Source organism: Streptomonospora sediminis, from assembly GCF_054778995.1.
In genome coordinates this window covers 1-2,543 of the sequence record NZ_BAAGYZ010000063.1, presented here as the reverse complement: position 1 = coordinate 2,543, position 2,543 = coordinate 1, and the positions used below count along the sequence as shown (strand labels likewise).

At 73.4% G+C, this 2,543-nt stretch carries 1 protein-coding gene; it reads right to left on the bottom strand.

Annotated elements, in window-relative coordinates; all coding sequences use genetic code 11:
- A partial coding sequence (locus ACYVD5_RS12705) for a type I polyketide synthase (RefSeq protein ID WP_461001207.1) occupies positions 1-2,543 on the bottom strand: 2,543 nt, incomplete at both ends.

The window sequence follows — 2,543 nt, the reverse complement described above, 5'->3', positions numbered from 1 at the left end:
AACCCCCACAACCCCGCCGACACCGGCGAATACACCGCATCCGACCGATCCACCGACACCCCGCCAACCGTCACACACCACAACGGCACCCCCACCCCCAAATCGGCCAACCCCTGCCGCAGCACAACCAACTCCCACAAACCGGCCAACGCCCCATCACCATCAGTGCCACAGCCGAGCTTGCCGACGACTCCCGCCAACTCGGGTTCCCGGTCGCCGAGTTCGGCGCGGATCCGTTCGGCCACCGCCGTCCGCGAGACCCCCACACCCAGCCCGACCACGACGGCCTCGGCGCCGCGCGACCGCAACGCATCGGCCAACCGCTGCGCATCCCGATCGCACTCCTCGCCGGTGACCACGGCCCACAACCCCTGGGCGCGCCCGCCGGTCTCCAGCGACAGCGAGATCCAGCGGATGCCGTACCGGCTCGCGGTGACCATGGCGGACTCGCGTGCGCCCCGCCGCCAGGCGCCCAGGATGCCGACCATGTCCTCGAACCCGGCCACGGGTTCGTCGTCGTCCGCGCCGAGCAGTTCGGCGACGCCGGACACGTCTTCGCATTCCACGAGTTCCCACAGCCGGTTCTCGGGTTTGCTTCCCCCGAGCCGGCGGTCCGGGTCGCGGGTGCCGGGGCGCGGCCAGAAGCGGTCGCGCTGGAATGCGTACGTCGGCAGCGCCACCCGGGTCGGTGCCGCCCCGAACACCGCATTCCAGTCCGGTTCCACTCCCCGCACCCACAAGCCGCCCAGGCCGCCCACAGACCCGTGCACCTCGCAGTCCCGCCACTCGTGTCCCACCCCCACCACGCCCAGCCCGGACACCTCGGCGACGTCCCCGCCGACCGCGCGGCGCGGACCCACTTCGGCCACCACGTCCACCCCCGCACCCGCCAACGCCGCCACTCCGTCAGCGAACCGCACCGGGGACCGCACATGGTCGACCCAGTAGCCGGGGTGGGCCATTTCTGCGCCGGCCACCCCGCCCGACACGTTCGACACCAGCACCGGCGCGGACGACGGCGCGCTGAAGTGCAGCCCCTCCACGACCTGCCGGAACTCGGCAAGGACCCCGTCCATCAGCGGCGAATGGAATCCCCGCTCGACCTGCAGCCACGACACCCGCCGCCCCCACGAGGCGACCTGGTCGACGACGTCCCGCACCGCGTCCGGCTCGCCCGACACCACCACTGATGCCGGGCCGTTCACCGCCGCGACCACCGCTCCCGAACGCGCGCCCACCAGCGGCGCCATCTCCGCTTCCGAGGCCCGCACCGCCGCCATCGCCCCCGCCGGCGTGGCCTGCATCAACCGGCCCCGCGCCGCCACCAACGCGCAGGCGTCGGCGAGCGGGAACACCCCGGCCACCCAGGCGGCCGTCACCTCGCCGATCGAATGGCCCATCACCGCAGCCGGTGCCACCCCCCACGACTCCAGCAGCCGCACCACCCCGACCTGAAACGCCAACAGCGCGGGCTGGGCCCACCGGGTCTCGGCCAGTCCCGCACCCGAAAACATCGCGTCCCGCAACGGCAGATCACCGGAGTGCGCGCAAACCTCGTCCACCGCCGCAGCGAACACCGGGAACCGCTCGTAGAGGCCGCGGCCCATCCCGGCACGCTGCGACCCCTGGCCCGAGAAGACGAGCCCGACCCTGCCCTCACCGGCCACCCGGCCCCGCACGACCAGGCCGGTTCCCTCCGCGTCCGCGTCGCGGGCCGAGCCCGCGACCACCCCCAGTCCTGCGAGCAGCTCATCGCGCTCGCAACCGACCACCACCGCGCGGTGCTCCAGCCCTGCCCGCGACACCGCCAGCGACCACCCCGTATCCAGCACCGACCCCGCACCGCCACCACTCGCGGCCAACCGCTCCGCCTGGCCCGCCAGCCCCGCGGCGCTAGCCCCCGACACCACCCAGGGCACCGGAGCAGCGGCAACGGCATCGGTCGGCTCAGCCGGATCGGGCCGTTCGGGCGGTTGGGGAGGTTCGGTGCCCTGTTCCAGTACCACGTGGGCGTTGGTGCCGCTGATCCCGAATGAGGACACACCCGCCCTGCGTGGACGACCATTGCTTTCCCACGTCCGCGGCTGCGACAGCACCTCGACCGCTCCGGCGGACCAGTCCACATGCGGCGACGGCACCTCGGCGTGCAGGGTTTTGGGCAGCCGGCCGTGCCGCATCGCCTGCACCATCTTGATCACCCCGGCCACCCCGGCGGCCGCCTGCGTATGCCCGATGTTGGACTTGACCGCCCCCAACCACAGCGGGGCGTCGCCGGGCCGGTCGGCACCGTAGGCCGCCAGCAGCGCTTGGGCCTCGATCGGATCACCCAGTGCGGTACCGGTGCCGTGGGCTTCGACCGCGTCGACCTCCGCGGCCGACACACCCGCATCCGCCAACGCCCGCGCGATCACCCGCCGCTGCGACGGCCCGTTCGGCGCGGTCAGCCCGTTGGAGGCGCCGTCCTGGTTGATGGCCGAGCCCCGCACCACGGCCAGGACCGGGTGGCCCAGCCGCCGCGCATCCGACAACCGCTCCACCACCAA